Source organism: Bacillus cereus group sp. MYBKT111-2, from assembly GCF_051915205.1.
Lineage (GTDB): Bacteria > Bacillota > Bacilli > Bacillales > Bacillaceae_G > Bacillus_A > Bacillus_A paranthracis.
The window spans coordinates 1-16,611 of record NZ_JBQAEG010000007.1; the positions used below are offsets into that span (position 1 = coordinate 1).

The following is a 16,611-nucleotide window of genomic DNA, read 5'->3' on the forward strand; positions in this document are numbered from 1 at the left end:
ATAAGAGCAAGCTCTTAATCCATTCGCTCGACTTGCATGTATTAGGCACGCCGCCAGCGTTCATCCTGAGCCAGGATCAAACTCTCCAATAAAGTTAGTTTGTCTAGCATCATAAAATAAAAATTGACGTTTCACGTTGTTTGTTTCGTTCAGTTTTCAAAGAACTACTTAGTCGCTCATTTGCGACTTCCTTATGTTAACATCTTCGTATTTCGATGTCAACTAAGTTTTTCAATTTCTTTTTTGTCGTTTTCTGCGTTTCCGCATCAGCGACGGTTATTAATATATCATGCAGTACATACAGGGTCAATACTTTTTATAAAAAAATTTCACATCCCGTTAAAACTTTAAAACCATGTTCCAAAAACCATTATAGTTTCCCTTCATCCTACTCCACATTTCATATCTTATCACTCTATCACATTTTTCAACGAGTGAAAATTCTAAATTTTATGTTATATTATTGTTATAGGAGTGTGGTGAGAATGGGCATTAAATATTCGAACAAAATCAATAAAATCCGGACCTTTGCATTAAGTTTAGTATTTATCGGTCTCTTTATTGCATACTTAGGAGTCTTTTTCCGTGAGAACATTATTATTATGACAACATTTATGATGGTTGGCTTTTTAGCTGTTATCGCTAGTACTGTCGTTTACTTTTGGATTGGTATGTTATCTACTAAAACTGTACAAATTATTTGTCCAAGCTGCGATAAGCCTACAAAAATGCTCGGTCGTGTCGACGCATGTATGCATTGCAACCAACCTTTAACAATGGATCGAAATCTAGAAGGAAAAGAATTTGATGAAAAATATAATAAGAAGAGCTATAAATCATAGGCACATATGAGTACAGTAAGGAAAATGTATCCTTATAGGGCTAAACATCAAAAGGTGATTTCTTGGTTAAGAAATCACCTTTTGTATTTATTCTTAATTAAATTAGATCTCTACTGAACATTTTAACTCCTTCTGAACTTAGCGTAATTCCCATATATAATAAAGAAAGAGGTTGACGTAAAGCCGTCAGCCTCTTTCTTTATTATATATTACGCCTTATGACACTCTGGACAAACGCCATAAATTTCTAAGCGATGACTATTAATAACGAAGCCTGTTGTTTTTGCAGCTTCCTCTTCAAGTTGTTCCAAACCTCCATAAGGAAAATCAACAATTTTACCACATTTTTCACAAATCACATGATAATGTTGACTTGTAACATAATCAAATCTACTTGAAGCGTCTCCATAAGTTAATTCCTTTACAAGTCCAACCTCTTTAAATACACGTAAGTTATTATAGACAGTTGCAACACTCATATTTGGAAACTTACCTTCTAATGCTTTATAAATGTCATCCGCTGTTGGGTGCGTCATTGATTCCACAAGGTACTCTAAAATAGCATGACGCTGTGGAGTAATGCGTACACCCGTATTTTTCAGCATTTCTAGCGCTTCTTTTAATTCTTCTTTGACCACCGTCATGCACCCCGATTCTATACGGATTATTATTTTATAATTCTTATAAAGAGTGTACTCCTTTTCTTATAAATCGTCAATATTTCTACTATAAGTATGTGGTTTATTTTTGTATATAGCCTTATTCTTATGTATCTTTCCCCATTTTTTATACATTTACATAGAAAAAAAGTGCGACATAATCGCACTTGGAATACTATCATCTGAGGAGGTATGCCCTACACTTCACTTTATGTAAGACAATAAAATATGTATAGACACTCGCCTTACTTCTATATATTTTATCTCCACAATGGATTTACTTTATATAAGAAAGAACATCTTCAATATGTCCCTTCACTTTCACTTTACGCCACTCTTTTACAAGTTCACCGTCTTTATTAATAAGGAATGTAGAACGCTCAATTCCCATGTACTCTTTCCCAAAGTTCTTTTTCAATTTCCAAACATCATACAATTCCGCTACCTTATGATCTTCATCTACTAAAAGTACAAATGGAAGTTCATGCTTCTCAATGAACTTCAGATGTCTGTTCGCTGAATCAGGGCTTACACCAAGAATAACTGTATCTTTCTCTTGAAATAATCCATATGCATCTCGAAAATCACATGCTTCAGTTGTACACCCTGGAGTCATATCTTTCGGATAAAAATATAGAACTACATTTTTACCACGAAAATCAGCTAAGCGAACTTGTTCCCCGTTACTTCCCTCTAATGTAAATTCTGGAGCCATTTCTCCTACTGTGATCATTGTTATCACTCCTACTCTTTTCTTTTACTATAACAAATGCTTCCTTATTTTTCATTGTCTATTACAGACCTCATCACGAAAGCAAACGGTAATGTATATCCAATTAGCGCTTCTCCAATTGCAATCCACCGCCCAATTCCAATTGGAGATATATCACCATATCCAACAGACAATAAAGTAACTGCGCTAAAATATAAACAAATTTCAACGAGTTGAAAAGAGTGAGCGTTTAAGCTTTCTCCATCCTCTTTCAAAACTGCAAAACCCATTTCTTCTAATACAACATAACTTAATCCAAACGCAATTAGTACAGTTGTATAAATCAAAAATAATGTGGCTAGATTATACAGCGAAAAAAAACGCGTTGAATCTGAATAGGAACTCCATAACAATTGGACACTTCTCAAAATAGCAATTGCTACAATTAATAGAATAAATCCCCATAACATGTCCTCCACCTCATTTTATATGTATGAGACAGCCATTGGATTTATCCCTTAGAAAGAAACAAGCTTTTATAATTAATTCCCTGCACCACGGTACCTTTTTACCCCTTGATTCCAAAGAGTAATTGCAATCGTAAAACAGATAACACCAACGAGCGGTGTTGCAAATGCATAGCTATTCCACTCTGTTTTTCTTAAAAAGTACGCTGCTGGATACACTCCGACAAACGCAAATGGTAGGACAAACGTTAAAATGAAGCGAATCACACGGTTATAAATATTAACAGGATAGCGGCCATAATTCCCTATGTTATACATTAGCGGCATAATCGAACTTTTCGCGTCCGACCAAAAACCAAGACTTGCAAGCGTAACAAATATTCCTCCGTATACAAGTGCGCCCCCTCCTACCATCAACAAGAATAAGAAGATATCGTACCAGTAAAAAGATAATTGCAACTCCACTGCTGCGTAGCCCATTACAATCATTCCCGTAATCGCTCCAATTAAAGATTCAAGCTCCATTCTTTCTAAAATAATTTGAAATAAACTATGAATCGGTCTCGTTAATATGCGATCCATTTCTCCTTTAATAATGTAACGATCATTAAAGTCCCATATGTTAAAGAAAGCTGAGAAAATGGCAAACGGCACTAAAAAGAAACCATAAATAAAGATGACTTCTTCTCTACTCCAACCTTTTAATGCTTGCGTATGTCCAAACACAACAAGAATAAAGATTAAATTAACAGCCTGTAGTGATAAATCAGAAAGTAATCCAACGATAAAATCGCCCCGATACTCCAATTTTGTTTTTATATATTGACTTGCATATTGCAAAAATAGTTTTATATATATCATCTCATCATCCCCCTTGTACAATTAGACGTTTTCTCGCCGTTCTCCACATGAGTACAATCGGAATAATAAGTACAATGGCCCAAATTACTTGGAATAATAATGCCTCATACAATTTACTTCCTTGTATACCTTCTGAGAAAATCATACTCGGAATATAACTAATAGCCTGAAACGGTAAAAACATCATTGCCTTTTGGGCCCATAACGGATAAAAACTAATTGGTAATAATAGACCTGAAAACAAATCAATAACAACACGTTTTGCATACATAATTCCGCTATTATTAAATAAGAAGAATGTGAGCATTCCCGTCATTAAATTAATTTGTGTATTAATAATAAAACTAAATATTAAAGATAAGAAGAAATATAACCACGTTTGAAAGTTCGTTGTAATTTGCAATGAAAATAATAAGGTAACGATCACCATACCCGGAATGGAAAAGAAGGCAAAGCGAAATATTCCTTCACCAAGACCTTGCATCACTTTCATCCCTAAATAGTTATATGGACGTATCAGTTCTACCGCTACACGTCCTTCTTGAATCTCCATCGCAATTTCCCTGTCTATATTATTAAAATAAAAAGCACGTGCCATCCACGCAATTGCGATATACGTAGTCATTTGCGAAATAGATAAACTTTCAATATTCTCTTTTCCGCTATAAATTGCTTGCCACAAAAAATAATATGCGCCGATATTAATTGTATAAATTAAAATCCCGCTATAGTAGTTTGTACGATACGCAAGCATCATTAAAAAGCGAATTCGAATCATTTCAATGTACTTACCCATGTTTAATACCTTCCTCATAAATGTTACGAATAATTTCCTCTGTAGACACTTCGTTAATTTTTAAATCTTTAATTTGAAAGGCTTGTACCACTTTAGAAATAAGCATTGAAATAATAACTTCTTCATTCGGTATTTTGGCAATCCACGCGTTTTCCTCTTTCGCTTTCGACCAAACGACATGACTATCTGGCATAACCATTGATAAATCCTGATAAGAAACTGGTGCGACAAACTGAAAATGTATTTCTTTCTCTGCTCCCCACTGCGTACGAAGATTATTTAAAGAACCGTCATACATAATATTGCCTTCATCCAGCATGATAACGCGCTCACATAAAGCTTCAATATCAGTAATATCATGAGTTGTTAATAAAATCGTTGTTTTATAACGTTCATTCATTTCTTTTAAAAATTCACGTATTTTCAATTTCACAAGTACATCTAACCCAATTGTTGGTTCATCTAAAAATAATAACGGCGGATTATGAATTAATGCTGCCGCTAATTCACAACGCATTCTTTGACCTAAAGATAGCTTTCGAACTGGCTTATCTAATAAAGGACCAATATCTAACGTTTCGATCACGTGCTCCATATGTTCTTTATACTGAGCGTCTGATACACCGTACACTTTTTTTAATAAACGAAACGATTCTTGTACCGCAATATCCCACCAAAGCTGTGAGCGTTGCCCGAAAACAACACCAATCGTTCTTACAAATTCTTCCCTCTGCTTATGCGGGTTCATCCCGTTTACTAAAATGTCTCCTGATGTCGGAGTCAAAATCCCCGTAAGCATTTTAATTGTCGTTGATTTACCAGCACCATTCTCACCGATATATCCAACCATTTCACCTTGTTTCACAGTAAAAGATACATCATTTACTGCTGGTACTATTTTATAATTACGATTTAATAAATCGCGAAATGCACCCTTTAAACCTGGACGACTTGAATAGGCTGTAAATTCTTTACGTAACCCTTGTACCTCAATTACCGATTTCATAACCGGACCCCCTTCCTAAATGTCACAACGAATAGTTTACCCAACTGCCTTCTCTATCACAAACAATACGTCTTTTCGAAAAACATGTTAGAATAATACATAGATTTTTGTAAGGAGATGAATGGTAGTGAAATTCACAAAATCAGAAGCATTACATAAAGAAGCTTTAGAACATATCGTTGGCGGTGTTAATAGTCCTTCTCGTTCTTTTAAAGCAGTTGGTGGCGGCGCTCCTGTTGCTATGGAACGTGGAAAAGGTGCTTATTTCTGGGATGTAGACGGAAATAAATATATCGATTATTTAGCAGCATACGGTCCTATTATTACTGGACATGCTCACCCGCACATTACAAAAGCAATTACAACAGCTGCTGAAAATGGGGTACTTTACGGAACTCCAACAGCGCTAGAAGTAAAATTTGCAAAAATGTTAAAAGAAGCAATGCCTGCATTAGATAAAGTCCGCTTCGTAAACTCTGGTACTGAAGCTGTAATGACAACAATTCGTGTCGCTCGCGCTTACACAGGCCGCACAAAAATTATGAAATTCGCTGGTTGTTACCACGGTCATTCTGATTTAGTACTTGTAGCAGCTGGATCTGGCCCTTCTACACTAGGAACTCCTGACTCAGCGGGTGTACCACAAAGTATCGCTCAAGAAGTTATTACTGTTCCATTTAATAATGTAGAAACTTTAAAAGAAGCATTAGATAAATGGGGACATGAAGTAGCAGCTATTCTTGTAGAACCAATCGTTGGAAACTTCGGTATTGTAGAGCCAAAACCTGGCTTCCTTGAGAAAGTGAATGAACTTGTTCACGAAGCTGGTGCACTAGTAATTTATGATGAAGTTATTACTGCTTTCCGCTTCATGTACGGTGGTGCTCAAGACTTACTTGGCGTAACACCAGACTTAACAGCGCTTGGTAAAGTTATTGGCGGCGGACTTCCAATCGGTGCTTACGGTGGTAAGAAAGAAATTATGGAACAAGTTGCCCCTCTTGGACCTGCATATCAAGCTGGTACAATGGCAGGAAATCCTGCTTCTATGGCATCTGGTATTGCTTGTCTAGAAGTTCTTCAACAAGAAGGGCTTTATGAAAAATTAGATGAACTTGGTGCAATGCTTGAAAAAGGAATTTTAGAGCAGGCTGAAAAACATAATATCGATATTACATTAAACCGCCTAAAAGGCGCTTTAACTGTATACTTCACAACAAATACAATTGAAGATTACGATGCAGCACAAGATACAGACGGTGAAATGTTCGGTAAATTCTTCAAGCTTATGCTTCAAGAAGGAGTTAACTTAGCACCTTCTAAATATGAGGCATGGTTCTTAACGACAGAACATACAAAAGAAGATATTGAATATACAATTGAAGCTGTAGGTAGAGCATTTGCTGCTTTAGCAAACAATAAATAATCCCGCCATTAAAAGGAAAAAAGAAAGCACACCTTTCTTTTTTCCTTTTTTCTATTTCATAAATCCCTCATTAATAGTATAATTATTCATAATTATCTGTTTAATTTTTTATATCCTTACTATCTTTGTATACAAGGCTGCTCACGCCTCAAATAGTAAGATTATTCAAACTTTCATAAGAGGGGGGATTGACGGATGCTCAATAAAACAAACACATGGACACCGTCTTTATTTCGAGATTACAAAAATGCGGAACACGATGCGTGTGGAATCGTTTCCGTTATGGAGAAACGAAAAATTCCTACAAAAGAAAATATTGACCTTTGCATACAATCGCTCGTCAAAATGAATCATAGAGCTGGTTTCATTAATGGCGAAGGCGATGGAATTGGTATTCACATTGATGTACCAAAATCACTTTGGAATGAAAAATTAAAAAGTAGCGGATATAATCCAACGATCGTGGATCATCCCCACTTTATCGTTGGACATTTTTTTCTAAACAAAAACGAAAATATAGTTAATTTAAAAAATCATATTCGTACACAACTAAACAACGAAAACTTTGCAATTCTTTTCGAAAGTGATGATGTAATCAACTCCGATGCACTCGGTCCACTTGGTAAACAAGAAGAACCTTTATTTTGGCAAGTTGCTCTTATCGCAGAAAATGAAGTTACAAATATTGAGCAAACATTATTTACAGTAACGATAAAAATAGAAGAAAATGAAGCGATTCATGTTGCTTCCTTAAGTCGTGATCACGTTGTATATAAAGTTCTCGGTGCTGGGGATACACTTGTTGCCTATTACAATGATTTACAACACCCACTTATTGCTTCAACTATGACACTAGGACATAATCGCTATTCTACTAATACATTATCTAACTTCTTTCGTGTACAACCATTTAGTATCCTCGGACATAATGGTGAAATTAACACAATTGCAAAATTACGCGATCAAGCTGAAATGATTCACGTTCCACTTACTGCTGGGGGCAGTGACTCCCAAGATTTAAACCGCACCTTAGAAACTCTACTTGTTCAATACAACTACAGTTTATTTGAAGCAATGGATATACTATTCCCGCCAATTATTAATGAAATTAAACTTTATGAACCACATCTACAAGATTTATATACGTATATACGTGAAGCATGGGGCCATTTTGCACAAGGTCCAGCTGGCATTATTTCACGTTATAAAGATGAAGCTGTTTTCAGCGTGGATTCCCTCGGGCTACGACCAGTATGGAAAGTAGAGACAGAAAGCTCTTATATTTTCTCTTCTGAACCTGGAGTTGTATCCCCAACTGAATATGTAGCAGAACCAAAACCACTCGCTCCAGGGGAAAAAGTCGGACTAAAGTGGAATGAACAAGATGAGCTTGTTCTTTATGAATATGACAAATACCAAGCTCAAGTATATGACCGTTTTAAAAAACGAGTGGATACTAAAGATTATCATTTAAACTTATCTACCCCTGAAACGAAAGAAATCCAAGGATTATGTGATTCTATGCAAGTTGACACAAAACAATACGTTGCTTTCGGATGGGATCGTGAACATATTCAGCTTCTTGAACAGATGGCAACAAAAGGTGTTGAACCAATTCGCTCACTTGGGCATGACTCACCACTCGCTGCACTTGATACTGATAGACGAAATATCGCTGACTTCATTAAGGAAAGTGTAGCTGTTGTTACAAATCCAGCAATCGATCGCGATCGAGAAGTTGAACACTTCTCCACCCGAACGATACTTGGCAAACGTCCAAGTTTATTGGCTGATGCTAAACAGCCATTTGTAGTTGAGATGCTTTCCCCAATCATTTTAGAAGGAAGTGTAGCACAATCTATTGTAGAAGAATTACACACAATTACGTACGAGCAACTTATACAACTATTCAATACTCATAGCTCTATCGCTACAATCTCTGCTACATTCAGTCAGGCAGAAACTTTACAATGTGCCTTAAGTCGAATTAGTTCTGAAGCGATAACAGCCGTGAACGATGGAGCTTCCCTATTATTAATAGACGATGCTGACGCTCACCTAAATGGACGATTATGGATTGATCCGCATTTAGTTACCGCGAAAGTACATCAAGTATTAAGCGAAAATAAATTACGCCGAAACTGCTCTCTCGTTATACGTTCTGGTGCCCTTCGCTCCTTACACGATATCGTCACACTGTATGGATTAGGAGCAGATAGTATCAATCCATATTTACTATTTGCAACCGTAAATGATGGGACAAAAACACCAATTACGAATTTATATCATGCACTTAATAAAGGACTGGAAAAAGTCATTTCAACAATTGGAATCCATGAATTGCGTGGTTACGGTCGCCTCTATTCTTCTATCGGGTTACATGAAGAAATCGCAAATATATTGCAAATTACAAATTTCTTAGGTTCAAATGATTTAGCTTTTTCTCTTGAATCACTTGCTGAAGATGCACAAATGCGAGCGAACGATTATAACAATCCTAAAGTTAGAATGCGAAAATCTTTTCATATATTCCCGCGAATTTGGAAAGCAATCGGCGATGTTGCAAAGGGAAACTCTTATGATGATTACCGTGAAAAATTAAGTGAATTAGAAGAAAATAACCCAATCGCAATTAGACATCTTGTTCAAACGAAAGAAACAAAACATGTCGTTCCGGCTGAAGAAGTGTCCATCAGTATTCAAAATCATGATTTACCATTTATTATTAGTTCCATGTCATTCGGTTCTCAAAATGAAATTGCCTTTCGTGCATATGCAGAAGCAGCCGATCAGCTAAATATGATTAGTTTGAACGGTGAAGGCGGCGAAATTAAAGATATGATTGGAAAATATCCACATACACGTGGACAACAAATCGCGTCCGGACGATTTGGCGTAAACGCCGAACTACTCAATTCATCAAACTTAATTGAAATAAAAATTGGGCAAGGTGCCAAGCCTGGTGAAGGTGGACATTTGCCAGGTTCAAAAGTAACAGCCAAAATCGCTGAAGCGCGTAATGCTACAATTGGCTCTGATTTAATTTCACCTTCTAACAATCATGATATTTATTCCATTGAAGATTTAGCTCAAATGATTACAGAAATTAAAACGGCTAATCAACTTGCAAAAGTAGCTGTAAAAGTTCCTGTCGTCCCTAACATTGGAACAATTGCTGTCGGTATCGCTAAAGCTGGTGCTGATTTTATTAACATTAGCGGATTTGATGGTGGTACAGGTGCCGCACGTATTCACGCATTGCAACATGTAGGGCTTCCTGTAGAAATTGGTGTGAAAGCCGCTCACAATGCTTTATTAGAAGCAAATATGAGACATAAAGTAGAAATTTGGGCTGATGGTGGTATTCGAAGTGTGAATGATGCCTTGAAAATTATGCTCCTTGGAGCAAACCGCATTGGATTTGGTACATTATCCATGATTGCAATTGGCTGTACAACTTGCCGCGGATGTCATCTAGATACTTGCCACGTTGGAATCGCAACACAGATTGAATCTGAAGCTCAAGCGAAAGAACACGGATTACGCCGCTTCGTCCCGCGTGAATTAGAAAGCGCCGTGGCTGGATTATTACATTTATTCACTACTTTTGGCGAAGAACTAAAACGATTAACAGGAAATCTCGGCTATACAAATTTACAAGAAATTGTCGGGCGTTCCGATTTATTAGAACAAGTTCGAGGCAAAAATTTATTAAACTTATGTAATTTACTACAAACGATAGAACATCCATCTGGTACAAAAACAGAACACGTACTAGAAAAACAATTTGAAACAATTCATTCTCCTCATTCAAAAGAATTAGTAGGCGTTGGCGTAGAGCAACGCGTTATGGGTGGTCTAGAATCTTGTTATCGCGTTCGTAGTAAATTATATGAAGACACGAAGCTTGAACCACTTACATTAAAGTATACGAATGGCTCGATTCCTGGAAATGGATTAGGTGCTTACAATAGTGAGAACTTATTTATACACGTAAACGGCGGCGCACAAGATGGTATTGGTAAAACCTCCTTTGGTGGTGGTATTTATATAACGAAAGCAAAAGGAAAAGATGGTCTATATTATAACGGTTCTGTCGGAAAAGGTTTTGGATACGGTGCACAAAAAGGGGCGCTATACGTTCAAGGTAACGCTGATGCTCGCGCTGGCATTCGCCTCTCTGGAGCAGACATGATAATTGGCGGACGCATGATAAAGCCACTCCGCGAAAAAGAACAAGGGAATATAGGAGCATACTCTAATATTAAAGGTTTCGCTTTTGAATATATGACAAATGGGCGCGCGCTTGTTTTAGGAGATCCTGGTCCATGGATTTGCGCTGGTATGACTGGCGGTGTTGTTTATTTACGCCATGATTCAAGCTTAGGTTTAACAGAACAGGCCTTAAAAAGAAGAATCGCAAAAGGAGCAAATGTTACATTACAACCACTTAGTAAAAATGGTGTGCAAGATGTGACCGAGTTATTACTAGATTATATCCGTGTATTAAATGAACATGAGCAATACGAGGAAGTTGCTTTATTGACACCATTATTCGATGATATGCAGCAACAGTTTTTTGAAATCATCCCGAAAAAAGAGCAGGCTGATCCATCTATCTCAACAGAGTGATATGCCTAATTTTCATCTTCAAGAAAAAAATTGACGAAGTACACTTCTCATAGTAATCTATAGTAACAATTTGAAACCTGCTGAAATTCAGCAGGTTTTTTTACTAAAAATTGATGTTTAAAAAGAATTAGGAAAAAGTATAAAATGAATCTTAATTTCTTATTAACGTCACTAAAATATCACTTGCTAACATATTGTAATGAATGTATAGTATCATGTTGTACATTCATTATGACAAGAGAAAGGATCTTATTAAGGGTATGAAACTTGGTGCTCGCATTTTAAAAACGGGTATTGCCATCACATTAGCTTTATTTGCTTGTATTTTACTTAACTTACCGAGTCCAGTATTTGCGGGAATCTCAGCTATCTTCGCTGTTCAACCGTCTGTATACCGTTCGTATTTAACTGCACTTGAACAAATTCAAGCAAACGTCATTGGTGCGGTATTCGCTATCGCATTCGCTACTGCTTTTGGACATAATCCTTTTATTATTGGATTAACATGTATATTAGTAATTGCTCTTACATTGCAATTACGATTAGAAAACACAATATCAATTGCTTTAGTAACAGTTATCGCTATTATGGAGTATCAAGGTGAAGATTTCTTTAGTTTTGCCTTACTTCGCTTTGCGACGATTATGGTTGGAATTATTGCGGCTTCACTTGTAAATTTAGTGTTTATGCCGCCAAAATACGAAACAAAGTTATATCATCGCATCGTTGATAATACAGAAGAAATTGTAAAATGGATTCGAATGAATAGCAGGCAAGCTTCTGATTTTACAACATTAAAAACTGATATTGATCGTATGAAAGAAAAAATGATCAAATTAAACCATTACTATTTGCTGTATAAAGAAGAAAGAAGCTATACGAAAAAAGTAAAGTTCGCAAAAATTCGTAAGCTTGTTTTATTCAGACAAATGTTAGCGACGACAAGTCGTGCTTTAAGTACGTTAAAATCATTACATCGTACTGAAAACGAACTGCGCTATATGCCAGAAGAATTCCAGGAATCTATTCAGAACGAGCTTGATTCATTAACACATTATCATGAACAAGTTTTATTAAAATTTATTGGTAAAGCAAAAAAACAACAATCTGTTGAAATGCTTGATGAAGTTGAAACAGGTAAACAGGAATTAATTGATATCTTTATGGAATATCAAAACAAGGATGATGAAGAGGCATATAAAACATGGCTACATCTCTTCCCTCTTATTTCTGCTATTATTAACTATAGTGAAGAAGTAGAGCATTTAGATTTACTTGTGGATAGCTTCTACACATACCATAAACCAGAAGCAGAACTCAAAATCGATGATAAAAAAGAAGACGAATAAAAAACAGCTCCTTTTACGCTAAAGGAGCTGTTTCTGTTATATGTTGAAGTTGATATAAATTGTGGTAATATCCTCTTTTTTTCATTAATTCTTCATGAGATCCTGTTTCTTTAATTTCACCATCTTCAATGTAAATAATCGTATCCACATGCGTAATCGTCGCCAATCGATGTGCAATTATAATCGTCGTTCGATCAGCAGCTAACGTTTGAAGCGCCTCTTGAATATATCGTTCATTTTCTAGATCCAAAGCGGAAGTCGCTTCATCTAATATAAGTAACGATGGATTCTTTAAAAACACGCGTGCAATCGCTACACGTTGCCTTTGCCCACCAGATAACTTCACACCGCGCTCCCCGACGACAGTATCATAACCATCAGGTAACTCAATAATAAAATCATGAATTTGCGCAGCTTTGGCAGCTGCAATTACTTCTTCCTCTGTAGCTTTCGGATTCCCATATAAAATATTTGCCCCGATTGTATCGCTAAATAACAAATTATCTTGCAGTACAATTCCAATATGGCTACGTAAATTTCTCATATCATACTTTCTAACATCTATCCCATCTACATAAACTACGCCTGAAGAGACATCATAGAAACGTGGGATTAAACTAGCAAGAGATGACTTCCCTCCCCCACTCGCTCCTACAAGTGCTACCTTCTCTCCTGGTAACATAGTTAACGAAAGGTTATGTAATACCTCTTTTTCATCCGAATTGTAACGAAAAGATACATTATCAAATATCACTTCACCATTTAATTTTTTCGTTTGTACCGCACTTGGCACATTCACAATATCGTATTTTTCATCTAATAGTTCAAACACCCGATCCATCGATGCAAAAGACTGTGTTAATGTCGTAGAGGAATTGACAAGGCGGCGAAGTGGACTATACAAACTATCCATATATCCAACAAAGGCAACCATAGTTCCTAAGGTTAACTGCCCCTGAATCACTTCATACGCCGCAAAACCGATCACGAGTAACGGCCCTAAATCTGTTAACGTATTTACTGCCGAAAATGTTCTCGCCGTCCAACTCGTATGTGTTAACGCTTTCGTCAAAAATTCATTATTTCTTTTTTCAAATTGCTTCCCTTCATACTCTTCTAATGCAAAGCTACGTGTCACTTGCATCCCTTGAATACGTTCATGTAAATACCCTTGCATCGTTGCTAACGCTTGTGAACGCTCTTTCGTCAATTTTCGAAGACGCCCGAAAAAATATTTCACTGCCACTACATAAATAGGTAAAATTAATAGCGCAACAAATGTCAATTTTATATTCATAGAAAACATAACAATGATAGCGATAGCAATTGTTGCCGTGTCTAACCAAACATTCATCAAACCAGTAATTACAAAATCCTTCGTTTGTTCTACATCATGAATGACGCGCGAAATAATCTCCCCTGTTTTTGTATTCGAATAATAACGTAAACTCAACTTTTGTAAATGACCAAAAATATGTTTTCGCAAATCATATAGTATTGTATTTGCGATACGCTGCGCAAAATATTGACGATAATATTCAATCGGTGGTCTTAACACTGCAAAAATAAAAAAAGCAATCCCAATCGCTGTTACTAGTTGGGACGTCTTATCTTGAAGTGACCCTCCGCCCTGAATGACATCATCAATAATATATTTTAATAACCACGGCATAATGAGCGGGATGCCGAATTTAACTAGACCAATCATAATCGTAATAGCAATAAGCCATCGATATGGTTTAACAAATTGCAAATATCTTTTTATACCTTGCACATAATCCCCCCTCTAATAGGACAAACCTGCGGGGAAATCCCCTGCAGGTTTGTTTTAATTTCTGTACATTAAATATCTCTCATACCACATATCTACAAAGTCTGGTGCGAATGGCCCTTTTCTTTGATGAATCCATTGTGTTAATTGTGCTACATTTCGTTTTAAAATCGTATCAATCACAGGTGGATATTGCATAATTTGACTATGTTTTTCATATTCATCTTCATCTAAAAGCGTATATGTCATATCTGGATACACTTTAATATCTAAATCATAATCAATATACTTTAACGCTTCAGAATCATATGCAAAAGGTGAGCTTAAATTACAATAATAATATACTCCCTCTTCCCTTAACATTCCAATTACATTAAACCAATAGTTTGCATGAAAATAACAAATTGCTGGTTCACGAGTAATCCATGTTCGGCCATCTGATTCCGTCACTACTGTACGATCATTCGCTCCGATTACAAGGCTCTGTGTCCCTTTTAAAATCGTTGTCTCTTCCCACATTCTATGAATGGAGCCATTATGTTTATAACTATGTATTTGTACTTTTTCTCCTTCTTTGGGAAATCCCATATATGCTCCCTTCCTTCAACTGCAAATGCCCTTTGAACTGCATTCACTTTTTTTCTATTATAACTTTTTTGTCGAAATTTTAAAACTAAAGCGATAAGACTCTATATTTTACACTGAATACGATATCCTTAATCCTATTAAGAAACAAGGATCTTCGCTTAACATTTTATAAAGGAAGAAATGAGAATAAAAAAAGTCCTTCCTCATTTCCATGTAAAGAAGGACCTTTCACCTAAAGGTAACGATATATCTTATCCTAAATTTGAAATCATTTTTTCAGTTTCAAAAGATTGAATTACACTATTTGTTTGCTCTTCAAATTTCTCATGTAATAGCTTGAGCGCTAATTCTGTTCTATATATTTCTTGGCGGATAAAATGTAATTCCTTTTTATCGCACGTATCCTTTTCGCTCATTTCAATTTGCTGATACTTCTCTAGGTGAGCTTGTAACTTCAACAACTCATCCATCGTTTCCAATTGCTCTCCTACCAACTTATCAAAATCGTTCATTACTTACCCCCTTTTGGACTTATTTATCATTTATTATTCCTCATTACATATTTCTAATCTTTAACTTCCTTCTCCTTTGACTACATTTGTTGACTTATTAGAAGTTATGTCGTTCGTTTTATTTTCATTCCCATGACCAAAGCACAAAGAAAACACTTCTCTCGAATTAGAGAAGTGTTTTTCTTTCATTACTGATTTGAACTAGAAGATTGTGATTGTTTTGCAGCTGATTGTGCATTTTGTTTTTTCACAGCATGCACGTCTGTTTCAGTTGCAAATTCAGTACCATAACTAGCGTTTGCACTTTGTGCACCAGAAGCTTGTGCTTTCTTCGCTTCTGATTGTGCGTTTGCTTGTTTTACTGCTTGCACATCTGTTTCAGTTGAAAACTCTGTACCATAACTAGCATTTGTACTTTGAATGCTAGCACCAGAAGTTGCCTTGTTATAACCTTGTTGTTTTTTACTCATCTTTCTCACCTCCACAATCAATAATGTAACCAATTCAACTAGAAGCTATCCGTAATTTTCTTTTGAAAAAATTCCGCATATATCTCTTGTTACTCATTCAAACTATAGAAAATGGAGGTGGGAATATGTATGTAGGACGCGATATGACTGAACTAACGATGGTTTCAAAAAGTGAGTGGAAAGAAGATGAATTGGCTTATTTTCATCATTCATTACAACAGATTCTGCCGTATTTAAATGCAGAAGGTCAAAGTATCTACAAAGAAATTGTAATAGAAATTGAATCAAGAGGCGGCTTACAAGAAGGTGATGCTAGTTGGACTCATGGGACAAAAATTTCTTACGATTAAAAAAGTGTTCCCAACCTGGGAACACTTTTTTTGTTTATCCCGCTTTAATGGGCAGTAAGACCCCCACCTCAAAATGCAGCGAAAGCAAAGAAGTGAGGTGGGGGTCGGGCTGCCCATAAAAGTCCGATTGGTGAGGGCTGATAATCAGTGGGGGATGAAGAAAACCCCCA

15 protein-coding genes and 1 rRNA gene are annotated in these 16,611 nt (G+C 36.2%); 5 read left to right on the forward strand and 11 right to left on the reverse strand.

Annotation, left to right across the window (positions count from 1 at the left end):
* Window positions 1–92, reverse strand: a 16S ribosomal RNA gene (locus ACTFNE_RS19345); the annotation flags it as partial.
* 393 nt (window positions 93–485) lie between these two features.
* On the opposite strand from ACTFNE_RS19345, the gene ACTFNE_RS19350 reads away from it, so the two are divergent.
* Window positions 486–842, forward strand: coding sequence for a YgzB family protein (locus ACTFNE_RS19350; protein ID WP_000511742.1), 357 nt, complete (start codon window positions 486–488; stop codon window positions 840–842).
* A gap of 209 nt (window positions 843–1,051) precedes the next feature.
* On the opposite strand, the gene perR is transcribed toward ACTFNE_RS19350, so the two are convergent.
* From perR to ACTFNE_RS19380, 6 genes are all read right to left on the reverse strand, one after another.
* Window positions 1,052–1,480 (reverse strand): peroxide-responsive transcriptional repressor PerR, encoded by a 429-nt coding sequence (perR, locus tag ACTFNE_RS19355; RefSeq protein ID WP_000237831.1) that lies wholly within the window; start codon window positions 1,478–1,480, stop codon window positions 1,052–1,054.
* Between the two features lie 298 nt (window positions 1,481–1,778).
* Complete coding sequence (gene bcp, locus ACTFNE_RS19360; protein WP_000633720.1) at window positions 1,779–2,234, reverse strand: thioredoxin-dependent thiol peroxidase; 456 nt, start codon at window positions 2,232–2,234, stop codon at window positions 1,779–1,781.
* A gap of 44 nt (window positions 2,235–2,278) precedes the next feature.
* Entirely contained in the window at window positions 2,279–2,683 is a 405-nt protein-coding gene (locus ACTFNE_RS19365; RefSeq protein WP_000964357.1) for a potassium channel family protein, read from the reverse strand.
* A 72-nt stretch (window positions 2,684–2,755) separates the two neighbouring features.
* Window positions 2,756–3,541 carry an ABC transporter permease gene (locus ACTFNE_RS19370; RefSeq protein ID WP_000639354.1) on the reverse strand — a complete coding sequence of 262 codons (786 nt, stop codon included), beginning with the start codon at window positions 3,539–3,541 and terminating at the stop codon, window positions 2,756–2,758.
* A 4-nt stretch (window positions 3,542–3,545) separates the two neighbouring features.
* A complete protein-coding gene (locus ACTFNE_RS19375; RefSeq protein ID WP_000521517.1) occupies window positions 3,546–4,337 on the reverse strand; it encodes an ABC transporter permease in 792 nt (263 codons plus the stop codon).
* The gene (locus tag ACTFNE_RS19380; RefSeq protein ID WP_000843646.1) at window positions 4,330–5,343 is read right to left on the reverse strand and encodes an ABC transporter ATP-binding protein; all 1,014 of its coding nucleotides are present in this window, start codon (window positions 5,341–5,343) and stop codon (window positions 4,330–4,332) included. Before ACTFNE_RS19380 ends, ACTFNE_RS19375 begins: the two co-directional genes overlap by 8 nt.
* A 121-nt stretch (window positions 5,344–5,464) precedes the next feature.
* Here ACTFNE_RS19380 and hemL point away from each other — a divergent pair, with 121 nt between their 5' ends.
* From hemL to ACTFNE_RS19395, 3 genes are all read left to right on the forward strand, one after another.
* Window positions 5,465–6,769, forward strand: a complete 1,305-nt coding sequence (gene hemL, locus ACTFNE_RS19385; protein WP_001974515.1) for a glutamate-1-semialdehyde-2,1-aminomutase — start codon at window positions 5,465–5,467, stop codon at window positions 6,767–6,769.
* Between the two features lie 195 nt (window positions 6,770–6,964).
* Window positions 6,965–11,401 carry a glutamate synthase-related protein gene (locus tag ACTFNE_RS19390; protein WP_144533266.1) on the forward strand — a complete coding sequence of 1,479 codons (4,437 nt, stop codon included), beginning with the start codon at window positions 6,965–6,967 and terminating at the stop codon, window positions 11,399–11,401.
* Window positions 11,402–11,661: 260 nt separating this feature from the next.
* Window positions 11,662–12,750 carry an aromatic acid exporter family protein gene (locus tag ACTFNE_RS19395; RefSeq protein ID WP_000765784.1) on the forward strand — a complete coding sequence of 363 codons (1,089 nt, stop codon included), beginning with the start codon at window positions 11,662–11,664 and terminating at the stop codon, window positions 12,748–12,750.
* 13 nt (window positions 12,751–12,763) lie between these two features.
* Here ACTFNE_RS19395 and ACTFNE_RS19400 read toward each other — a convergent pair whose 3' ends face one another.
* The 4 genes from ACTFNE_RS19400 to ACTFNE_RS19415 all read right to left on the reverse strand — a co-directional run bounded on the left by ACTFNE_RS19400 (window position 12,764) and on the right by ACTFNE_RS19415 (window position 16,091).
* Entirely contained in the window at window positions 12,764–14,524 is a 1,761-nt protein-coding gene (locus ACTFNE_RS19400) for an ABC transporter ATP-binding protein (protein WP_001161627.1), read from the reverse strand.
* 54 nt (window positions 14,525–14,578) lie between these two features.
* Complete coding sequence (ntdP, locus tag ACTFNE_RS19405; protein ID WP_000506628.1) at window positions 14,579–15,109, reverse strand: nucleoside tri-diphosphate phosphatase; 531 nt, start codon at window positions 15,107–15,109, stop codon at window positions 14,579–14,581.
* Between the two features lie 251 nt (window positions 15,110–15,360).
* Window positions 15,361–15,621, reverse strand: coding sequence for a YgaB family protein (locus ACTFNE_RS19410; RefSeq protein WP_000997582.1), 261 nt, complete (start codon window positions 15,619–15,621; stop codon window positions 15,361–15,363).
* A 188-nt stretch (window positions 15,622–15,809) separates the two neighbouring features.
* Window positions 15,810–16,091, reverse strand: a complete 282-nt coding sequence (locus tag ACTFNE_RS19415; protein WP_000039045.1) for a gamma-type small acid-soluble spore protein — start codon at window positions 16,089–16,091, stop codon at window positions 15,810–15,812.
* A gap of 125 nt (window positions 16,092–16,216) precedes the next feature.
* On the opposite strand from ACTFNE_RS19415, the gene ACTFNE_RS19420 reads away from it, so the two are divergent.
* The gene (locus tag ACTFNE_RS19420) at window positions 16,217–16,441 is read left to right on the forward strand and encodes a hypothetical protein (protein WP_000289263.1); all 225 of its coding nucleotides are present in this window, start codon (window positions 16,217–16,219) and stop codon (window positions 16,439–16,441) included.
* Window positions 16,442–16,611: the final 170 nt, after the last annotated feature.

Excerpts from the sequence above, each read along its gene's own strand:
- ACTFNE_RS19365 (WP_000964357.1), bottom strand. The coding sequence starts at position 2,683 with ATGTTATGGGGATTTATTCTATTAATTGTAGCAATTGCTATTTTGAGA.
- ACTFNE_RS19370 (WP_000639354.1), bottom strand. The coding sequence starts at position 3,541 with ATGATATATATAAAACTATTTTTGCAATATGCAAGTCAATATATAAAA.
- ACTFNE_RS19395 (WP_000765784.1), top strand. The coding sequence starts at position 11,662 with ATGAAACTTGGTGCTCGCATTTTAAAAACGGGTATTGCCATCACATTA.
- ntdP (WP_000506628.1), bottom strand. The coding sequence starts at position 15,109 with ATGGGATTTCCCAAAGAAGGAGAAAAAGTACAAATACATAGTTATAAA.
- ACTFNE_RS19380 (WP_000843646.1), bottom strand. The coding sequence starts at position 5,343 with ATGAAATCGGTAATTGAGGTACAAGGGTTACGTAAAGAATTTACAGCC.
- bcp (WP_000633720.1), bottom strand. The coding sequence starts at position 2,234 with ATGATCACAGTAGGAGAAATGGCTCCAGAATTTACATTAGAGGGAAGT.
- ACTFNE_RS19350 (WP_000511742.1), top strand. The coding sequence starts at position 486 with ATGGGCATTAAATATTCGAACAAAATCAATAAAATCCGGACCTTTGCA.
- ACTFNE_RS19410 (WP_000997582.1), bottom strand. The coding sequence starts at position 15,621 with ATGAACGATTTTGATAAGTTGGTAGGAGAGCAATTGGAAACGATGGAT.
- ACTFNE_RS19390 (WP_144533266.1), top strand. The coding sequence starts at position 6,965 with ATGCTCAATAAAACAAACACATGGACACCGTCTTTATTTCGAGATTAC.
- hemL (WP_001974515.1), top strand. The coding sequence starts at position 5,465 with ATGGTAGTGAAATTCACAAAATCAGAAGCATTACATAAAGAAGCTTTA.
- ACTFNE_RS19420 (WP_000289263.1), top strand. The coding sequence starts at position 16,217 with ATGTATGTAGGACGCGATATGACTGAACTAACGATGGTTTCAAAAAGT.
- ACTFNE_RS19415 (WP_000039045.1), bottom strand. The coding sequence starts at position 16,091 with ATGAGTAAAAAACAACAAGGTTATAACAAGGCAACTTCTGGTGCTAGC.
- ACTFNE_RS19375 (WP_000521517.1), bottom strand. The coding sequence starts at position 4,337 with ATGGGTAAGTACATTGAAATGATTCGAATTCGCTTTTTAATGATGCTT.